This window comes from Streptomyces sp. NPDC054847, assembly GCF_053610925.1.
This window is the reverse complement of record NZ_JBSGZJ010000730.1, coordinates 1-1,867: the sequence shown is the minus strand read 5'-3', so window position 1 is coordinate 1,867 and position 1,867 is coordinate 1. Positions and strand designations below refer to the sequence as shown.

Here is a 1,867-nt window from a genome sequence, read left to right as displayed (position 1 = left end):
GGCCGGCACCAGCCGGCACCAAGTACGGCAAGCTCAGCGCGGAGCACAGCGCTGTACTCGCCGGGCGCAGCGCGTAGTGCGGCGCTGTGCCCGGCGAGCAGGGCATGGAGTGCGGCGAGCACGGCATGGAGTGTGCGGCCGGAGCACAGCGCTGTACTCGCCGGGTACGGCGTGGGGCGCCGCGCTGTGCCCGGCGAGCACGGCATGGGGTGTGCGGCGCGCAGTACGGCCGGGCCGGCACCGCGCCCGGCCGGGACGGTGTAGGGCAGGGTCCGAGCGCCGAACACGGCGCGGACGGCACCGAGTACGACCTCCGGGCCCGGCACCCGGCGTGCGGTACGCGCGGGCCGTGCACGCGGACAGGACGGACAGCACGCGAGACCCCGGACAGGCACGGACGCAGCCGCACCGCGCCACCGTCGGCTGCGCCCGGCGCCGGGGGCGGTCACCGGGGGGCACAGGGCCGGCCGGAAAAGAGGGCCGGGCAGCACAGGGAAGAGAGGGGAACCGGGATGCAGGCCAGATCGGAACGCACCCGCCGCAGGCTGGTCCTCGCGGGCGCCCAGATGTTCGACCGGTACGGCTACGCCAGTGCCACACTCGGCCGGATCGCCGGCGCCGCCGGCATGACCAAAGGCGCGCTGTACTTCCACTTCGCCTCCAAGGAAGGCCTTGCCGACGCCGTCCAGGAACGCGGCCGGCAACTGCTGTGCGACTTCCTCCAGCAGCAGTGGCAGGCCGGCGCCGCCCCCCTGCAGACCCTGATCGACCTCACCCACTGGCTGGCCGACGCCCTGTACCGGGACCCCGTCGTACGCGCCGGACTGCGCATCACCAACGAACGCGCCGGCCGCCACCTTGCCGCCACCGACTTCCACCACACCTGGACCACCGAGGTCCTGCGGCTGCTCGGCCGGGCCGACACCGCCGGCGACCTGCGCGAGGACGCCGCCGGCGAAGGCGGCCGGAGCCTGCTGACCACCACCGTCTGCGGCATCGGCGTCCTGGCCGGCACCGGCCTGACCCCCAGCGAACTCGCCCACCGCGTCCACACCCTGTGGCAGCCGCTGCTGCCCGCCCTCGTCCCGCCCGGCCACACCCCCCGCTACCGCACCCGCCCTCCCGCCCCCCACACCCGCCCCGCCCACGCCGCCTGACCCCCCAACCCCCGCACCGCTGGGGCGGAGTGACACAGGCACACCACCACCCCCCACAGGCAGACCCCCCGGCAGCCGGCCCGTACCCGCCCCCGGCCCGGCACCGCCCGCCGGCCCGCGCTGGCACCGGCGCCGCATCCCGGCCCACAAACCACCCACCCCCGCCCGCCTCCGTCCCGGTGCGCGTCCCGCCCCGGTACGAAGGCGGGCCGGCTGCGTTTCCCCACCACTCCACCACCGCGCCGCTGCTGCCGGGTGGGCGCACGCGTGCCCGCCGGCGAGGGCGCTGCGCCCGGCGGAAAAGGGGCCGGGAACGGCTCCGGCGGGCCGGGCGGGTCGGGGGATTCCCGGCGGGGTTGCGAGTGAACATCGACCGGTTCTCGAGCGGGGCGCGGTGGGCTGGGCGCACCGGCCGCCCGGCCGGGCGGGGGCATTCTCCCTCTCCCCGCCCGCCCCCGGGACGGGCCGCCCGCGCCGCCGTCGACCAGCCCAGGAGGCATCCATGACCGATACCCCCGAGCGCAACGAGGCCGCCCAGGAGGCCAAACGCCGGTTCCGCCAGGCGCTGGAGCGCAAGGAGCACAACGCCCTCGCCAAGGCGGCCCAGGAAGAGAGCCGCGTCAAGGCCCGACACGCCGCCGGCCCCGCCGGGCGCCGCACCTTCCACCGCCGCAAGACCGGCTGACGCCACCCGGCTCACCGCCCGTTAC

The 1,867-nt window shown here is 76.8% G+C and carries 2 protein-coding genes; both read left to right on the top strand.

The genetic code is table 11. The annotated features are described in order from the left end of the window. The first annotated feature begins 512 nt into the window (after positions 1 to 512). The gene (locus ACWGH4_RS34745) at positions 513 to 1,157 is read left to right on the top strand and encodes a ScbR family autoregulator-binding transcription factor (RefSeq protein WP_453467857.1); all 645 of its coding nucleotides are present in this window, start codon (positions 513 to 515) and stop codon (positions 1,155 to 1,157) included. 502 nt (positions 1,158 to 1,659) lie between these two features. Further along, positions 1,660 to 1,842: a DUF5302 domain-containing protein gene (locus ACWGH4_RS34740; protein WP_441262572.1), complete on the top strand. Its 183-nt coding sequence runs from the start codon at positions 1,660 to 1,662 to the stop codon at positions 1,840 to 1,842. Positions 1,843 to 1,867 lie beyond the last annotated feature (25 nt).

Bases quoted from the DNA above. Each gene is read 5' to 3' on its own strand.
- ACWGH4_RS34745 (WP_453467857.1), top strand. From the start codon at position 513: ATGCAGGCCAGATCGGAACGCACCCGCCGCAGGCTGGTCCTCGCGGGC.
- ACWGH4_RS34740 (WP_441262572.1), top strand. From the start codon at position 1,660: ATGACCGATACCCCCGAGCGCAACGAGGCCGCCCAGGAGGCCAAACGC.